Annotated in this window: 16 protein-coding genes and 1 tRNA gene; 15 read left to right on the top strand and 2 right to left on the bottom strand. The window is 36.1% G+C overall.

Going from position 1 to position 17,610, the window contains the following annotated elements; all coding sequences use genetic code 11:
- Window positions 1-63: 63 nt before the first annotated feature.
- From H6G25_RS09140 to H6G25_RS09125, 4 genes are all read left to right on the top strand, one after another.
- On the top strand, window positions 64-993 hold the full coding sequence (locus tag H6G25_RS09140; protein ID WP_190392205.1) for an energy-coupling factor transporter transmembrane protein EcfT: 930 nt from the start codon (window positions 64-66) through the stop codon (window positions 991-993).
- A gap of 603 nt (window positions 994-1,596) precedes the next feature.
- A complete protein-coding gene (locus tag H6G25_RS09135) occupies window positions 1,597-5,421 on the top strand; it encodes a TaqI-like C-terminal specificity domain-containing protein (protein ID WP_190392204.1) in 3,825 nt (1,274 codons plus the stop codon).
- Between the two features lie 154 nt (window positions 5,422-5,575).
- Window positions 5,576-6,400 (top strand): DUF4351 domain-containing protein, encoded by an 825-nt coding sequence (locus H6G25_RS09130; protein ID WP_190392203.1) that lies wholly within the window; start codon window positions 5,576-5,578, stop codon window positions 6,398-6,400.
- 150 nt (window positions 6,401-6,550) lie between these two features.
- Complete coding sequence (locus H6G25_RS09125; RefSeq protein WP_242034914.1) at window positions 6,551-6,781, top strand: DUF4351 domain-containing protein; 231 nt, start codon at window positions 6,551-6,553, stop codon at window positions 6,779-6,781.
- A gap of 222 nt (window positions 6,782-7,003) precedes the next feature.
- Here H6G25_RS09125 and H6G25_RS09120 read toward each other — a convergent pair whose 3' ends face one another.
- Window positions 7,004-8,143, bottom strand: coding sequence for a cob(I)yrinic acid a,c-diamide adenosyltransferase (locus H6G25_RS09120; RefSeq protein WP_190392202.1), 1,140 nt, complete (start codon window positions 8,141-8,143; stop codon window positions 7,004-7,006).
- Window positions 8,144-8,424: 281 nt separating this feature from the next.
- Here H6G25_RS09120 and fraC point away from each other — a divergent pair, with 281 nt between their 5' ends.
- From fraC to H6G25_RS09085, 7 genes are all read left to right on the top strand, one after another.
- Window positions 8,425-8,973: a filament integrity protein FraC gene (fraC, locus tag H6G25_RS09115; RefSeq protein WP_190392201.1), complete on the top strand. Its 549-nt coding sequence runs from the start codon at window positions 8,425-8,427 to the stop codon at window positions 8,971-8,973.
- 36 nt (window positions 8,974-9,009) lie between these two features.
- Window positions 9,010-10,020, top strand: coding sequence for a septal junction protein FraD (fraD, locus tag H6G25_RS09110; RefSeq protein ID WP_190392200.1), 1,011 nt, complete (start codon window positions 9,010-9,012; stop codon window positions 10,018-10,020).
- An 82-nt stretch (window positions 10,021-10,102) separates the two neighbouring features.
- Complete coding sequence (locus H6G25_RS09105; RefSeq protein ID WP_190392199.1) at window positions 10,103-10,882, top strand: ABC transporter permease subunit; 780 nt, start codon at window positions 10,103-10,105, stop codon at window positions 10,880-10,882.
- A 225-nt stretch (window positions 10,883-11,107) separates the two neighbouring features.
- Window positions 11,108-11,770 carry a phosphoribosylglycinamide formyltransferase gene (gene purN / locus H6G25_RS09100; protein ID WP_190392198.1) on the top strand — a complete coding sequence of 221 codons (663 nt, stop codon included), beginning with the start codon at window positions 11,108-11,110 and terminating at the stop codon, window positions 11,768-11,770.
- Window positions 11,771-12,024: 254 nt separating this feature from the next.
- The gene (locus tag H6G25_RS09095; RefSeq protein ID WP_190392197.1) at window positions 12,025-12,663 is read left to right on the top strand and encodes a MotA/TolQ/ExbB proton channel family protein; all 639 of its coding nucleotides are present in this window, start codon (window positions 12,025-12,027) and stop codon (window positions 12,661-12,663) included.
- Window positions 12,663-13,067, top strand: coding sequence for a biopolymer transporter ExbD (locus H6G25_RS09090; protein WP_190392196.1), 405 nt, complete (start codon window positions 12,663-12,665; stop codon window positions 13,065-13,067). The genes H6G25_RS09095 and H6G25_RS09090 overlap by 1 nt, the downstream gene beginning before the upstream one ends.
- A 108-nt stretch (window positions 13,068-13,175) precedes the next feature.
- The gene (locus H6G25_RS09085) at window positions 13,176-13,382 is read left to right on the top strand and encodes a hypothetical protein (protein ID WP_028082131.1); all 207 of its coding nucleotides are present in this window, start codon (window positions 13,176-13,178) and stop codon (window positions 13,380-13,382) included.
- 172 nt (window positions 13,383-13,554) lie between these two features.
- Here the strand turns inward: H6G25_RS09085 and H6G25_RS09080 are convergent.
- A tRNA-Arg gene (locus H6G25_RS09080) sits at window positions 13,555-13,628 on the bottom strand.
- A 53-nt stretch (window positions 13,629-13,681) separates the two neighbouring features.
- Here H6G25_RS09080 and moaC point away from each other — a divergent pair.
- The 4 genes from moaC to H6G25_RS09060 all read left to right on the top strand — a co-directional run bounded on the left by moaC (window position 13,682) and on the right by H6G25_RS09060 (window position 17,455).
- The gene (moaC, locus tag H6G25_RS09075) at window positions 13,682-14,182 is read left to right on the top strand and encodes a cyclic pyranopterin monophosphate synthase MoaC (RefSeq protein WP_190392195.1); all 501 of its coding nucleotides are present in this window, start codon (window positions 13,682-13,684) and stop codon (window positions 14,180-14,182) included.
- A 140-nt stretch (window positions 14,183-14,322) separates the two neighbouring features.
- Window positions 14,323-15,612, top strand: coding sequence for a glucose-1-phosphate adenylyltransferase (locus tag H6G25_RS09070; RefSeq protein ID WP_190392194.1), 1,290 nt, complete (start codon window positions 14,323-14,325; stop codon window positions 15,610-15,612).
- 113 nt (window positions 15,613-15,725) lie between these two features.
- Window positions 15,726-16,235, top strand: a complete 510-nt coding sequence (locus H6G25_RS09065; RefSeq protein WP_190392193.1) for an AAA family ATPase — start codon at window positions 15,726-15,728, stop codon at window positions 16,233-16,235.
- A 236-nt stretch (window positions 16,236-16,471) separates the two neighbouring features.
- Entirely contained in the window at window positions 16,472-17,455 is a 984-nt protein-coding gene (locus tag H6G25_RS09060; RefSeq protein WP_190392192.1) for a DnaJ C-terminal domain-containing protein, read from the top strand.
- Window positions 17,456-17,610: the final 155 nt, after the last annotated feature.

Raw genomic sequence — 17,610 nt, 5'->3', positions numbered from 1 at the left:
ATCATCTTCCTGGACTTGATGCCGTTGACAACTGACAAATGACAACTGACCAATGACAAAAATATGGATTTACTGCGATCGCTACCCATCGGACTTTACTTAGAAGAACCGCAAACTTGGTTACATAAACTCGACCCGCGAGTTAAGTTAATTTGGTTATTGAGCTTTCTAAGTAGCTATGTTTTCGCTAATAATTATTGGCGGGTATTACTGGTATTACTGCTAATTCTTTTTACTGTGTTTGCTAAAATCCCCCCAAGAGTATGGCGACAACAAATGGGCTGGCTGTTGGTATTATCATTCCTAGTATTAGCTATTGGCGCAATTAGTCCTGATGGATTAGGCATAAATTATCAGTCCCGTTTACCTAGAAATGAACAAATTCTCACGCAACCAAGCACTGATAAAAATACCCAAGTTACTCCGAAAATAGCAGATAGTAATAAACAATATAGCTATGTGTTATTTCACCAGGGATTTGTGAAAGTCAGTCGCCGTTCTTGGGATTTAGCAATTAGTTTGAGTACAATAGTTTTTACATTAATCTACAGCACTAATTTATATTTACTCACAACCGCATCGGAGGAAATTACTTCAGGAATAGAAAGTTTAATGCAGCCTTTAAGAAAATTGAATATTCCAGTTACAGAAATCACCCTAACTCTAACTTTATCTTTGCGGTTTATTCCCTTGGTTTTAGAAGAAATCCAAAACTTAGTTCGTTCTATCATGACTAGATCAATTAATTGGAAAAAGCTAGGATTAAAAGGAGGAGCAAAAGTTTGGTTAATTGTGACTGAGAGACTATTAAAAAATATCCTTTTGCGGGCTGAACAAATGGCAAATGCGATGATGGTTAGGGGGTTTACTAGTCCCAATGAACATCAGGTTAAATGGCAAGAATTAAAGTTAAAAATGGCCGATTGGTTAGCGATCGCAACTTTAATGATATTTTGGGTAATTAGAATAGCTTTTGGTGTAGATGCTTCTTAAATTATACTACTAATCACCCAGAAACCCTGGGTGCATTAATTATTTCTTGGTAGTGAAAATGGTAGTAAACATCATCAACATTCCCCCTGCTAAAATCATGATCGCTAATCCCCCGGTGACTAGATCTAAGGTATTGTTATCTATGGTCATATTATTCATACTCCTCTAAATTGTATATTATAAATAATAATACACAAATAATAATACACAGCCAGGACTTACGCAACTGGCACATTGGTAGGGTGCGTCAGATATCAACAATCTGTTTATTTGCAGGATTTATCCAGCAGTAAAGCACCCTACAACAGATTTTTGGTTTGACACTTGCGTAAGTCCTAAATTATATAATTAATTATCTGATAGCGTAGCATGACACAAGCCCAGAGTGTTCGGTTACTGAGCGACTTGTACTGAGCTAGTCGAAGTACAGGATTTAGGGATTTACAGAATGTTTTATGAGATAATGGAATAGGACTTACGCAAGATTCATGGAATAACGAACCACAGAGGCACAGAGGTCACGGAGAAATGAGGATTTAAGAGATATTTTGCGTAAGTCCTGTGGAAATTAACCAACTTTAATAAATATCAAGGTGTGAAAAAATGAACTTACAAAAATTGCAACCTAGAGAAGCATTAAATAAAGCATTTCTGAAAATTAACCCCTTTAGAAATGATGTTGAAAATTTTAAAAATCATCTGCAAAATCTAATTAATAAAATTAATGAATCGGAATCTGAAGAATTTCATAAAAATCTCATTGTGGATTTTTTCAAGAATACTTTTTATCGTGCAAATCATTTTATTAATACTAAGGGACGCAATGATCTAGTTATTTATAATGGTAAAGATGCTAAAAGTAGTGTGGGGGTGATTTTAGAATTTAAAAAGCCAAATAATAAAAGTGAAATGTTGAAAGTTGATCATCTCAATACTAAAGCATTTCAGGAATTAGTTTTATATTTCTTGCGAGAACGTTTAACAGGGAAAAATTTAGAAATTAAATATTTAATCGCTACTAATATTTACGAATGGTTTATTTTCGATGCTCAGACCTTTGAAAACTTATTTATTGGTAATAAATCTCTGGTTAAACAATTTACTGATTTTGAAGCAGGGAGATTAACTAGCAAAAAAACTGAATTTTTCTATAAAGAAATTGCTCAACCTGCTATTACTGAAATTACCGATAAAATTACCTTTACCCATTTTGATATTCGAGAATATCAGGAATATTTAAACCCAGGTAAGCATCCAGATGAACATAAGTTAATTTCCCTATTTAAACTATTTTCTCCAGAACATTTATTAAAATTACCTTTTATTAATGATAGTAATACCCTTGATAAAGGTTTTTACAGTGAATTATTACATATTATCGGTTTGGTAGAAACTAAGGAAGGTGGTAAAAAGCTGATTAAACGCAAAAAACAACATGATAGAAATATTGGTTCTTTGATAGAAAATGCTATTTCCCAAATTGATAGTTTAGATAAAATTTCTCGTTTAGAAAAACCAGAACAATTTGGAGAAACCTATCAAGAACAACTTTTTAATCTAGGGTTAGAATTAGCAATTACTTGGATGAATAGAATCCTGTTTTTAAAACTATTAGAAGCTCAATTAATTAGATATCATAAAAATGATCCGTCTTGGGGATTCTTGAATTTACAAAAAGTTGCAAATTATGATGATCTCAATAGTCTATTTTTTAGTGTTTTAGCGCGTAAACCACAGGAAAGAAGTCAGAATTTACAACAAAAATTACAAGAAAGATTTGCTCATGTTCCTTATTTGAATAGTTCTTTGTTTGAACCGACAGACATTGAACAGGAAACTATTTGTATTAGCAATTTGAGAAATGAAAAATTGCCCATTTTTCCTGGTACTATCTTAAAAGATAACAATGGTAAAAAACTGACTGGAGAAATTAATACCTTAGAATATCTGTTTGCTTTTCTCAATGCTTACAATTTTAGTAGTGACATTGGGGAAGAAATTCAGGAAGAAAATAAAAGGTTAATTAATGCTTCTGTATTGGGTTTAATTTTTGAGAAAATTAATGGTTATAAAGATGGTTCTTTCTTTACTCCCGGTTTTATTACTATGTATATGTGTCGGGAAACCATTAGAAGAGCGGTTATTCAAAAGTTTAATTATCTTAAAGGTTGGAATTGTGAAACTATTGATGATTTATATGATCAAATCGAGGATAAAAAAGCAGCTAATGATCTTATTAACAATTTGAAAATATGTGATCCTGCTGTGGGTTCAGGACATTTTTTAGTTTCTGCTTTAAATGAAATTATTGCGATTAAAAGTGAGTTAAAAATTTTACTTGATAGACAAGGTAAGAGATTAAAGGAATATAGTTTTGAGGTTGCTAATGATGAGTTAATTGTGACTGATGAGCATGGTTTATTATTTGAATATAACCCGAAAAATCAGGAAAGTCAACGAGTACAAGAAACTCTATTTCATGAGAAACAAACGATTATTGAAAATTGTTTATTTGGTGTGGATATTAACCCCAACTCTGTAAAAATCTGTCGGTTACGTTTATGGATTGAACTTTTGAAAAATGCTTATTATAAGACCTCTCCCCTAACCCCTCTCCTGGGAGGAGAAACCTCACCCCTAACCCCTCTCCTGGGAGGAGAGGGGAATATGAGAGAATTGGAGACTTTACCCAATATTGATATTAATATTAAATGTGGTAATTCTTTAATTAGTCGCTTTTCCTTAGATGGTAATTTGCAAGTTGCTTTAAGTAAGCAGAAATACACTATAGAAGATTATAAAAATGCTGTCAAAACTTACCGCAATGCTGAGAACCGAGAACAAAAAAGAGCAATGGAAAAATTAATTAACAATATTAAAAGTAATTTTAAAACAACTTTAGGATTAAGTGATCCTAATAAAACTAAGTTAAGACAATTAGAGGGAGAAGTTTATAATCTGGAAAATCAAACTTTATTACTAGAAGAAAGTGAAGATGAGAAAAAAATCCGTGGTCAAAGAATTAATCAGTTAAATAATGAAATTAATAAGTTAAAAGTTGAGATTGAAGAAATAGAAAATGGTAAAATATATGAAAATGCTTTTGAATGGCGTTTTGAATTTCCTGAAGTATTAAATGATGACGGTGTTTTTATCGGTTTTGATGTGGTTATTGGTAATCCTCCTTATATTAGATCAGAAGAATTAGGAGCTTTAAAAATCTACTTAAAAAATAAATTTAGTACCTTCGTTACTGCTGGAGATATATTTTATTATTTTTATGAGCTTTCATATTCAATATTAGTCAATCAGGGTAAATTCTGTTTTATTAACAATACTTATGATAAAACAACTGCTGGTAAGACATTACGAGATTTTGTGATCAAAAATTTTACAATTGAAAAGTATTTAGATATGACTTCTGTAGTTGTGTTTGATGAAGCTACTACTTATCCAATTATTTTTCTTGCTTCTAAATCTGATAATATTAATGAAAGTTTTGATTTTATGAAAGTTAATAAAACTATATATAATGACAAGAAAAATATTTTTAATGCTGAATATTTTAGCCGAATTTCTCATCAATCATTATTAGCTGATGTCTGGCATTTTAGAAATGATTTTGAGCATGAATTATTAAGTAGACTCAATCAAAATAAGCGAATTATAGATATATTTGGTAAATGTTATCGTGGTATATTAACAGGATTAAATGAGGCTTTTATTATTAATCAAGAAATATCTAATGATCAGGAATTAAAACCTATTTTTGATGGGAAAGATATTAAAAAATGGTTTACTCCATCTACTTCTAAATGGATGATAATATTTGCCAGTAAATCTACACAATTAAATTTTGGTAAACTAACAGAAAAAGATGCTTTAGAAAAGATGAGAAAACAATATCCAAGTATTTTTTACCATTTATTAAAGTTTAAGACAAAAGCTAAAGAAAGACATGATAAAGGTCAATATTGGTGGGAATTAAGAAACTGTGCTTATTATGATCTGTTTACCCAACCTAAAATTATATTTCCTAATCTGCAAAGCTCAAATAAATTTTGTTTTGATGAATCAGGTACTTATCTCAATGCACCAGCAGTATTTTTACCGATAAGTGTCAAGAAGAAATATTTACTTGGTATCCTTAACTCTCAAGTTATTTGGTATTTTTTGAGAAATATTTGTGTTGTCAGAAGTGGTGGTTATATTGAAGTAAAACCTCAATACTTTGAACAAATTCCTATTCCTCAAATTTCTGATCGTGATCAAAATATTTTGACGCAATTAGTTGATCAAATTCTCAACGCTAAAAAATCAGATCCCAATGCAGATACAACCGCATTAGAAACAGAAATTGATCAAATGGTTTATCAACTATATAATTTAACAGCAGAGGAAATTCAAATTATCGAAAGTTCTCAATAATATCACTTTATCCATGTCCCCAACTTCTGATATTAATTAGTTTTCGTAGGTTGGGTTAAGCAACAGCGCAACCCAACAAATGCTTGAAAATGTTGGGTTTCCTAACGTCAACCCACCCAATATCTGATTCAGACAATTTAATTTTAATCACCCTATGAGTTTTGACAACGTTTGTAAACTACTAGCAGAAAAATATCCCTTTGATTTTGCTAAATGGTTACTTCCCCAAGAACCAAAAACAATCAAAGTTTTAAAAACCGAATTGAGTATAGAACCAATTCGCGCTGATTTTGTCACCTTCTTACAAACAGAAAATCGCATTTTACATATTGAATTTCAAACCAAACCACAATCTAAACCTCCCATTCCGTTTAGAGAGTTAGATTATTCAGTGAGATTAATCCGTACATATCAAGTTCCCGTTACTCAAGTAGTGATTTTCTTACAAGAAACAGATGATCCAATTGTTTTTACTGAAGAATATGTTAACGAAACAACCAGACACCGTTACCGTGTCATCAGAATGTGGGAAGAAGAACCAGAATTATTTTTAAATAGTCTGCCATTATTACCATTAGCACCATTAACCCGGACAAATTCACCCCAAGGTTTATTATCTCAGATTGCCAATAATCTTGCTAAAATTGCAGACAGGGAGACTAAACAGGATATTGCAGCTTACACAGAGATTTTAGCCGGTTTGCGGTTTGAGAAAGATTTTATTCGTCAATTATTGAGTGAGGATATTATGCAAGAATCAGTAATTTATCAAGACATTTTCCAAAAAGGAGAAGAAAAAGAGGCAGTTAAATTTTGTGTAATGCTACTAAATCAAAGATTTGGAGAAATTGATTCTGAAATACTTGAAAGAGTGAAAATCCTACCTGTTGAACAGCTAGAAAATTTAGGTGCAGCGTTGTTTAATATTTCTGAAGTTGCTGATTTAATAACTTGGTTAAATCAACAGGATCATCAATAATAGTTTGTGTAGGTTGGGTTAAGCGACAGCGCAACCCAACAAATGCTTGAAAATGTTGGGTTTCCTAACGTCAACCCAACCTACTCAATATCTGATTCAGACAATTTATAATTTAAAGATTTTATTCGTCAATTATTGAGTGAGGATATTATGCAAGAATCAGTAATTTATCAGGACATTTTCCAAAAAGGAGAAGAAAAAGAGGCAGTTAAATTTTGTGTAATGCTACTAAATCAAAGATTTGGAGAAATTGATTCTGAAATACTTGAAAGAGTGAAAATCCTACCTGTTGAACAGCTAGAAAATTTAGGTGCAGCGTTGTTTAATATTTCTGAAGTTGCTGATTTAATAACTTGGTTAAATCAAGAAGATCATCAATAATCGTGATTTTTGGGTTGGTTTTTCTCAACCCAAATAAAAATATTAAGTAGGTGAACGGAAAAAAACCGACATAAGTAACGAAAAGTAAAGTTGCCCAAAACCTCTTCCCTGTTCCCAGTTAAGAGTTCCCTGTTCCCTTGTCATAACGACAAGTTTTAACGCCAACCTACTTATACCTTAAATAGAAATAGAACGAAGGGCGCAGACCCTGCGCCCCTACGGTTAAAAATCAACTCCCCGCTTCAATTCCACGCCTTCATTTGCGTAATGTTTATGACAATAAACCTCAGAATGAATACTGGCTAAATCAAAATAAGCTGGTTGATTTTGACAGCGACCAGTAATAATCACTTCTGTGTCGCGGGGTTTACGTAATAATGCTTGGACAATAGGATCAACAGGTAATAATTCTAAATCCACAGTGGGATTGAGTTCATCGAGAATGATAGTTTTATACACACCAGAAGCGATCGCCATTTTAGCAATTTCCCAACCTCTCTCCGCCTCTATATAGTCTAATTCTTGACGCGAATTACGCCAAACAATGGCATCCCGTCCACAACGTTGATGATCTACTACTTCTGGATAGGATTTCTGTAAAGCGGCTATAGCTGCATCTTCAGTATAGCCACTACCACCTTTTAACCACTGCATAATCAATACACGGTTAGAACCAGGATGATTGATACCTCTGCCAATAGCTTGTAAAGCTTTACCCAAGGCACTGGTAGATTTACCCTTACCCGCACCTGTATAAATTTCAATCCCTTCAATAAACAGTTCTGCGGCTGTGGGGTGGTGGTGAGGTTTCATTTCCGAATGTAGGTCTGCAATATCTAATAATGCTTGTGGTGCAGCGCGTCCAGTCGTAATGATTTCTAATTCTTGGGGTTTAGATTTTAAAACGTTTATGACTTCATTCACGCATAGCAAACCTAAATCTAAAACCGGGTTAATTTCATCCAGAACTACAACCGAGTATAAACCAGAAGCGATCGCACCTTTGGCTACATCCCAACCCCGTGTAGCCTCCGTACGATCAAAAGGTGTAATTTGATCATGTCCGAAAAATTCGGCTCTTCCCGTGCGAACTTGGTCAATTAAATGGGGAAATCCCCGCTGTAAAGCCGCTATTGCTCCATCCTCATCATAATCCCGTTCTGGACCCTTTAAAAACCGCAACAGTAACACCCGGTTATAAGAATCCTCTGGTGTATTAATTCCCAAACCTATCGAGCGCAAAACCACCCCTAAAGCCGCTTGGGACTTACCTTTGCCCAAACCATCATAGACGTGAATTTGACCCGTAAGCCGCTCAGAACGCACTTGCGCTGTGCGAATACCGATACCGTTCCTTGTCATCTTTTGAAAAGCTATAAAGTGGTAATTCCTTATCTTAACGAAACCGGGCTGAGGATGTACGGTTTTCTGCCTACGTATTTACATTAAGTAAATGTATTGATAATTTCCATAAAAAATCTTTAAATACTCAGATTATAAATACCAAAACATGAGATAATTGCGGGTTGTTAGTATTTTTTATCAGCCAAAAATCAGGTTTATCAACTCACTCAGGTGGGTTTCGTCAATGTAAGCGCGGATTATAACCGCCCAAATGGTTCTAACTTAGACTTTTAACAAATATGTCTGAAGAATTATCACTACCCATAATTTTGCCAATTGGGGCAATATTTTTTGAAATATTATTCTTACTAGCAGCCATTCCCATAGAAGCTTCCGTTCTTAATAAATGGCTAAAGTTTGATAAGAAGACCAGCATTTTTTATGCCATTACCATTAATGTTTTTTCTAGTGTAATTGGCTGGATTATCTTTTTTGTGATCGAACCCATATTACCTACTAATATCAAATCAGAACTGATTAATTATGTATTTTTTAATAAGCTAAAAGACACTAGTATCAGTTCCCTGATAATTTTGTTATCATTTACTATTTTTTTAGCGACTTTTATAATTAAGTTCTTAATTATGAAAATGCTGATCATTGTTATGGATGAAGGTGGAAAAAAAACAGAAACAGACATTATTTCTTCACAACAAAGAGCAATTTATATGAATATAGCTAAGTTGCAAAATACTAATTTAGTAATTGCAATCTTAATAGCAAATTCACTGAGTTACACTGCCATAACCATCATCTTATTAATTCGTTCTCTGTATTCTGTAAGATGATCAATATTAATCACTTTATTAGTTAGAGGTAATCCCATGGACTCATTATTTAAGGAAATACTGGGCATATTTCAATTTATTAAAGGTTTATTCGCCGGGTTGCAAACATTTCTGACACCAGCAAAAGCATACTCGTGGCAGACATTTATTTATTTGAGTGTTTTTTCTTGGGGAATATCATATTTTGCGGTAGGATCTGTCAAAGATATTATTGCCTTTTGTGGTTGGCTATTTTTGTTAGCAGGAACAGCTTGGTATACCACCGATGATCCTTTAAGATTTCCCGGAACTTTTATGCCAGTCGGGGCAATAATCACAGGGTTCTTAGTTAGCGTCTTTGCCTTTGGACATCAGGAGAATATATTAACAGCTAAAACTATAGTTATTTGGCCAACAATATCTGCAATTGTTACGGCCATACCTAACTTCTTTGAAGGTACGGGAGGAAGATCCGCAAAAGCAAAACTGCCCAAATTACAAGATAGGCAAAAAATAATAATTTTGTTATCTTGGTGTATGCTAATTAGTTGTTGGTTGCAGTTTTACTTCGTTATAGATAAGTGGTTAAAAGACTATCCTAGTTTACGTGCAGACAACTTTCAGAAAAGCGCCTTTGTAATTAGACTAGAACCACCTGCAAAAAAACCCAAAAATGGTGATTTGATTTTAAATAAACTGCAACCTTTAGTTAAGCAACAAATTGCCAATAAACCTTGGTCAGAAGTAGAAAAATGGTTACTAGAAGCTGATCAGCAGCTAGGGAACTTGGGGAAGAGAACAATTAATAATCACCTCAGTAGATCCCAAGAAAAACAACTCTGGAGTGTTGAACCTCGTCTAGTTAATATGAAATCTGGATATCAGCTAGATATTTTGACTATTTGGAATGGACCGAGTGCCAATTCCAAAGGATTTTACTGGAAAAAATCTTGTTTTATTCAACCGTCTCAATCGGGACAACAGACAGATAATAAGAATACAGTTGCCAAGATTTCTTGCGATCGCACAAGTAAATTTTTCAATGGTTCTCCCCCACCCAAAAAGTAACAAAACTAAGGTAAAATAGAACGAAAGCAAATCAATAACCAACAACTAAGAACTAATGACTAATAATTAATGACTAACAAATATGAATGTAATTAGAACTGTTGTCATGGCCAAGAATGTATTTCAGGAGGTGATACGCGATCGCATCCTGTACATAATTGGTTTTTATGCACTCATACTCACTCTGGCCTTCCGGGCGATTCCTGAATTTACAGCCACCACTTCTGATAAAATCTTTCTAGATTTTGGTTTGGCAACCATGAATATCATTGGTTTAATTGTGGCTATATTTATCGGTACGGGATTAGTTAACAAAGAAATCGAAAAACGTACTATCCTAGTATTGATTGCCAAACCCATCAGCCGTAGTGAATTTATTGCCAGTAAATATTTAGGGCTATCAGCGATTATAGCTGTTTTAGTTGTCATAATGACAATGATTTATTTAGGATTTTTGCAAATTGGCAAAATATCCTATTCAATTAGCAGCATTTTTCTGGCTACGTTGTTTATATTTTTCCAATTATGTTTAATTACTGCCGTAGCTATTACTCTAGGAGTTTTTACTAGTTCCCTAATTGCCACTGCCCTAACTTATGCAGTATATTTAATGGGAAATATTACTCAAGATTTAGTTGCATTAGGTAAATTGAGTAATAACCCTGGTATAGAACGCATTACCCAAGCTTTATACCTGATATTACCAGATTTATCCAGATTAGATCTAAAAAATGATGCGGTTTACGGTTTAGAAGCACTACCCAACACGATAACATTAATCACCAATACTGGTTATGGCTTGCTTTACAGCTTTATGTTTTTAACATTTGCTATTCTTATCTTCTTACGACGAGAGTTTTAAGTAATTGACTAGCAAAAATATTGGCTCTTCCGTACCTGTTATGCCAAATAACCCATATAAATAAAAGGTTTCATGGTTTTTGATGCCAAATTCATCTCAAATTGACCGATGAATTAAGTGAAAATCCTTGTATAGTAAGGGTTTTGCAGTTTTAACAACTAATTTAGCATAGTAAGTACGCAAGAACCAAAATATTTTCTTACATACCATTGAGGATTCCCATATATGATTAATGATTCCATAATAAATAATTGTTCTAGTCTGATTTCTCCTGATATTTATAATTACCAAGGTTCATTTAATCAACCTTTAAAACTAGGAATTATGGCCTCTGGAAATGGAACTAACTTTGAAGTAATTTCTCAAGCTGTTGCTGATGGTAAAATTAACGCCAAAATTCAAGTTTTAATTTACAATAATCCTGATGCTAAGGCGGCAATTAGGGCTGAAAAATGGGGTGTAGATGCTATACTATTAAATCATCGTGATTATAAAAGTCGGCAAAAGTTTGATAGTAAAGTTGTCCAAATATTGCAGCGGTATGATGTGGAATTTGTGATTATGGCAGGATGGATGCGGTTAGTTACACAAGTCTTAATTGACGCTTTTCCCCAGCGGATGATTAATATTCATCCCAGTTTATTACCGAGTTTTAAGGGAGTACGAGCCGTAGAACAGGCTTTAGCGGCTGGAGTCAAAATCACTGGATGTACTGTGCATCTGGTTTCTTTAGAAGTTGACAGCGGTAATATCTTAATGCAAGCGGCTGTTCCCGTCCTCCAAGAGGATACACCAGAAACACTCCACGCTAGAATTCAAGCGCAAGAGCATCGGATTTTACCAATGGCGATCGCTCTCTTAAATTCGACATTCCCCACTCAGTCGTAACTAGGGCTGGATGAATAAAGCTATAAACGTTTATCAATAAGGGTTTTGTGGATTTTTAGAACAAGAAACTACAAGGTTTTGACTTATGGTCTCTCAAAACAGTTGTATTTTTCCTTGTCGGATCTGGGAAACTGAGGATATCCAGATAGCCGAAACTGTTCACTGTTAAGAGTTCCTTGTTCCCTACCCTCACAGACAACTTATTCAGCAAGCCCTAAATATAAAATCTTCCACAAGGATAAGCAAAATAGTCAATGGAAATTAGTAATTTATTCAAATCCGGTGGTGTAGTCATGTGGCCACTACTGTTTTTTTCGGTGTTAGGAGTGGCGCTAATTATCGAACGCATTATCTTCTGGATAAAAATCAGTAATCGTCAAAACCGCATTGTCCAAAATGTTCTCAAAGCTTATCGTCAGGGTAATGTAGTTGCTGCTTTAGACATACTACATAGAAATGCTGATTTACCTATAGCCCGGATTTTTTTAGCAGCCTTAGTATTAGAAGAACCCAACCCCGAAGAATTTCGTTTGGCTTTAGAAAGTGAAGCACAGGCAGAAATTCCCTTGTTAAAACGGTTTCAGAACATTTTTGATACCATTATTGGTTTAGCCCCCTTGTTAGGGCTACTAGGTACAGTATTAGGCTTAATTACCTCCTTTGCATCATTAAATATTGGCGATGTTGGGGGGACAAAAACCGCTGGTGTCACCTCTGGGATTAGTGAAGCTTTAGTATCCACCGCTTCAGGATTAGTGGTAGCTATTATTACTCTGTTTTTTGCTAACACCTTTCGCGGAATGTATTTACGCCAAATTGCTTGGATTCAAGAGTATGGTGGTCAGTTAGAATTACTTTATCGTCGTTACTATGAAAGAGGACATAAATCATAATGCGTCTACCTGATGAACCTGATTTACCAGCCCAGATTAATATTGTCCCGATGATTGATGTCATTTTTGCGATTTTGACATTTTTTATCATGTCAACTTTATTTCTAAATCGTTCCGAAGGATTACCAGTTAATTTACCCAAAGCTGGCACCGCCAAAACCCAATCATCAGCCACACCAATTACTGTCACAATAGACTCAGCAGGGGATGTAAGTTTAAACCGCCAGCCTGTCACCCTGGATACTTTACCAACTAGGGTACAACAATTAAAGGGAAAAAATACAGAAGTAGTTGTAATTATTAACGCTGATCAAAGTGCCACCCATGGTCAAGTTGTGCTAGTTATGGATAAAGTGCGTCAGGTACAAGGGGCAAAATTAGCGATCGCTACTCAAAAACCCTAAACATTGAGTTCTTAGTTACTAGCGGTATTTTGCCTTACCTTTGATTTTTGCTTTTGATTTGTGAGATCTAAAAAATAACCGCCGCTTTTATTTTAAGGGGGATAAAACATGACTATTTGGGTAAATGAGCAAATTGATCCTTCCGGGATGATTCATGCCTGTATTGCCTGTTGTAACGAGTCTCAGGCACTTGATTGTCATCAGTCATTCAAGAATAATTTAACCGCAGTACAAACAGCAGCAGGTTGGATTGCAAAATTACGGACAGTCAAATCTTGGGACGATGTACCAGTTAATGCCTTAAAACTTGATTAATCTGGATAAATCGCGTCTGGTTTTAAAATCCTCAACTTATCCGCGGTTATCCGCGTTTATCTGCGGCTAATCATTAGACATCTCCTAATAACTCAAGTTGCTAGTTATGAGGCAAGACCATTAAAAATGCACAAACTCCAAAAATGGGGCTTGTGCATTTAAAATTATAAAACGGGCGAGGAGGGATTCGAACCCCCGACACCGTGGTCCGTAGCCACGTGCTCTAGTCCACTGAGCTACACACCCTTGACTTACAACCTTGACTTACAAGATTTATAATAACACACAGTTTCCCAATTATGCAAGATCATTTTTCAAATTCTTTTTCGTTAACCCATTTGGATGCTCAAGGAGAGGCTCAAATGGTTGATATATCAGGTAAAATAGCCACTATTCGTCAAGCGGTGGCCACTGGTAAGGTGCGGATGCTACCTGAAACTTTCGCTGCTATTCAAGCCGGAAACACCCCCAAAAGTGATGTTTTAGCAACGGCTAGGTTGGCGGGTATTATGGCCGCTAAACAAACAGCTAATTTAATTCCTCTCTGTCACCCCTTACCTTTACAGAAAATTACCCTTGAGATTATCCCCGATGCCCAACTACCTGGTTATCAAATTGATGCTACTGTGAAAACTAAGGCGGAAACTGGTGTGGAAATGGAGGCTTTAACAGCGGTGTCTATTGCTGCTTTAACTTTGTACGATATGGCTAAAGCGTTAGAAAAAACGATTCAGATTGAGGCGATTCATTTGGTTAGTAAAACAGGAGGAAAATCTGGAGATTGGTGTGAGCATGAATAAATAGTACATCAGTTCTATTTTCTCCAATTAACGCCCATTCTAAAAATTCATCCCTAAGATTCTTTGCTCTTGTCTTTATCAGTTGCTACATAGAGTCCTAAACTGTAGATGAGAGTTGAAAGGCAGTCGGGAGAAATTTTGTGAAAAAAGTTTTAGCAATCATTCTTGGTGGGGGTGCGGGTACTCGGCTTTATCCGTTAACCAAGCTTCGCGCCAAACCAGCAGTACCAGTAGCAGGGAAGTATCGCTTAATAGATATTCCCGTTAGCAACTGCATCAATTCGGAAATTTTCAAAATCTATGTCCTCACTCAATTTAACTCAGCCTCCCTGAATCGTCACATCGCCCGTGCTTACAACTTTAGTGGGTTTAGCGATGGATTTGTAGAAGTGTTAGCAGCACAACAAACCCCAGAAAACCCGAACTGGTTTCAAGGTACGGCTGATGCTGTGCGTCAGTATATCTGGATGTTACAGGATTGGGATGTAGAGGAATTTCTGATTCTTTCTGGTGATCATCTCTACCGTATGGATTACCGTCAATTTATCAAGCGTCATAGAGATACAAATGCGGATATTACACTTTCCGTAATTCCCATGGATGATCGTCGGGCTTCGGATTTTGGCTTAATGAAAATTAATCAAGCCGGAAGAGTAATTGACTTTAGCGAAAAACCTAAAGGGGAAGCCTTAGCGCAAATGCGTGTTGATACTACCATATTGGGATTAACGCCAGAACAAGCTCAATTACAGCCATATATCGCCTCCATGGGGATTTATGTCTTTAAAAAAGATGTTTTGATTAAGTTGCTAAAAGAATCTTTAGAACGGACTGATTTTGGTAAGGAAATTATTCCAGACGCAGCTAAAGATCATAACGTTCAAGCCTTCTTATTTGATGACTATTGGGAAGATATTGGGACAATTGAATCTTTTTATGAAGCCAATTTAGCCCTAACCAAGCAACCCCTCCCTCCCTTTAGCTTCTACGATGAAGCAGCACCAATTTATACCCGCGCTCGTTATCTACCACCCTCTAAACTATTGAATTGCCAAATCACAGAATCTATGATTGGTGAAGGTTGTATCTTGAAAGATTGCCGGATTCAACATTCAGTTTTAGGAGTGCGATCGCGCATAGAATCAGGATCTACAATTGAAGAAACCCTGATTATGGGCGCTGACTATTATCAGCCATTTGTAGAGAGACAATGCAGCCTAGAAGAAAATGATATTCCCGTCGGTATTGGTACAGACACCATTATTCGTCGTGCCATCATTGATAAAAATGCCCGCATTGGTCACGATGTGAAAATCATCAACAAAGACAACATCCAAGAAGCAGAACGGGAAAAACAAGGCTTCTACATTCGTAGTGGCATTGTCGTCGTTCTCAAAAATGCTGTCATTCCCCATGGAACAATCATCTAGTTAGTCAGTTGTTCGTCGTCGGTTGTTCCTTATTTTTTTACCACTAACAACTGACAAATGACAAATGACAACTGACAACTGACAACTGACCACTGACCACTGACCACTGACTAATGACTAAATTAATTTTACTGATTGGTCTTCCTGGTAGCGGTAAATCAACCTTAGCAAAACAACTATTAACAGAATGCTCCCAGATGCAGCTAATTTCCACAGATGCCATCCGGGGGCAGCTTTTTGGTTCTGAAGCAATTCAAGGGGCTTGGCCGCTAATTTGGCAAGAAATAGAACGACAATTTCAACAAGCGATAAACTTAGATCAAGGAGTGATTTTCGATGCTACCAACACCCAAAGGAAAAACCGTCGAGAAGTGATTACCCTAGCCCGTGATTTTGGCTTGACTCACATTACCGGAATTTGGCTCAGAACCCCAATCTGGCTATGTTTAGCCCGAAATCAAAGACGAATTCGTCAAGTTCCCGAAGACATCATTTTCCGAATGCACCGCCAAATCCGGGATGCTCCCCCCAGCTTAGAAGAAGGAATAGATGAGTTGATTTATCATTCACAATGGCAAGAGTACGGGAATTGCCCCGGTACATTCGGCAAAAACCACACTTAACTTTGGGAACTTTTTGTTAATTTAATATTTAGAGTCTTTTCGGCATTAGACCAAGAAAACAGTACATATCATATTTTAGAAAAAACATAACCTAAATAGGTGAACGGAAAAAACCGACATAAGTAACAAAAAGTAAAGTTGCCCAAAACCTGTTCCCTGTTCCCTGTTCCCTGTTCCCTTGTCATAACGACAATTTTTAACGCCAACCTACTTAAATTTCCACAGGAGGCTAGTAAATGGCTGCAACCGACTTTAAAGACTATTATGCAATTTTAGGAATTACTAAAACCGCCACATCGGAAGAAATTAAACAAGCTTTTCGCAAACTAGCCCGTAAATATCATCCTGATGTTAACCCCAACAACAAACAGGCCGAAGCAAAATTTAAAGAAGTAAATGAAGCCTACGAAGTCTTATCAGACCCAGATAAACGCAAAAAATACGACCAATTTGGTCAATATTGGAAACAAGCCGGTCAAGGTTTCCCCTCCGGTGGTCCTGGTGCTGATATGGGCGGCTTTGACTTCGGACAATACGGCAGTTTTAATGACTTCTTAAATGAATTATTTGGTGGCGCTGGTCCTCGCAGTGGACGACAAACCGCCACAGATTCTACCTCCACTGGGAGAACAGGTGGTAGATATGGGGGTTTTAACGATTTTTCTTTTCAAGACACTGCTAGAACACAAGACACAGAAGCAGTGATTACTTTAACTTTAGGTGAAGCATTTTCCGGTGTCGAAAAACGATTTAGTTTAGGTAGCGAAACTATTGATGTGCGTATACCTGCTGGTGCTAAAGCTGGTACTCGCTTACGGATTAAGGGAAAAGGCCAAATTAACCATCAGACCCAACAACGGGGAGATTTATACTTGAAAGTGGAATTACAACCCCATTCCTTTTTTCAAATGGAAGGGGATCATCTGGTCTGCGAAGTCTTGATTACCCCGGATGAAGCTACATTAGGAGCAGCTATTGATGTTCCCACCCCCGACGGTCATGTTAATGTCAAATTACCAGCAGGAGTCCGTTCTGGTCAATCTCTACGCCTACGTGGTAAAGGTTGGCCGCTAACTAAGGGTGGACGCGGTGATCAATTGGTAAAAGTAGCGATCGCTCCCCCAAAAGACCTCAATCCCCAAGAAAGGGAATACTATGAGAAAATCAGGGCTATCCGTACCTATAACCCCCGCAGCCATTTGGCACAAGTCAAATTGTAATGTTGACAATACCTGTGCCAATTTTCCAAAAATAATTCCCAAACCCAATAAAACCCTTACCCTATCAACAGGGTTTCAGGGTGTTGGCAAAGGTATAAGCCAAAACAGTTGCATTTTTTTGTTCTAAAAATACTTGAAAACCTTATTAATAAAAA

The sequence above is a fragment of the Dolichospermum sp. FACHB-1091 genome, from assembly GCF_014697585.1.
Lineage (GTDB): Bacteria > Cyanobacteriota > Cyanobacteriia > Cyanobacteriales > Nostocaceae > Dolichospermum.
This window is presented reverse-complemented; position numbering and strand designations above follow the sequence as displayed.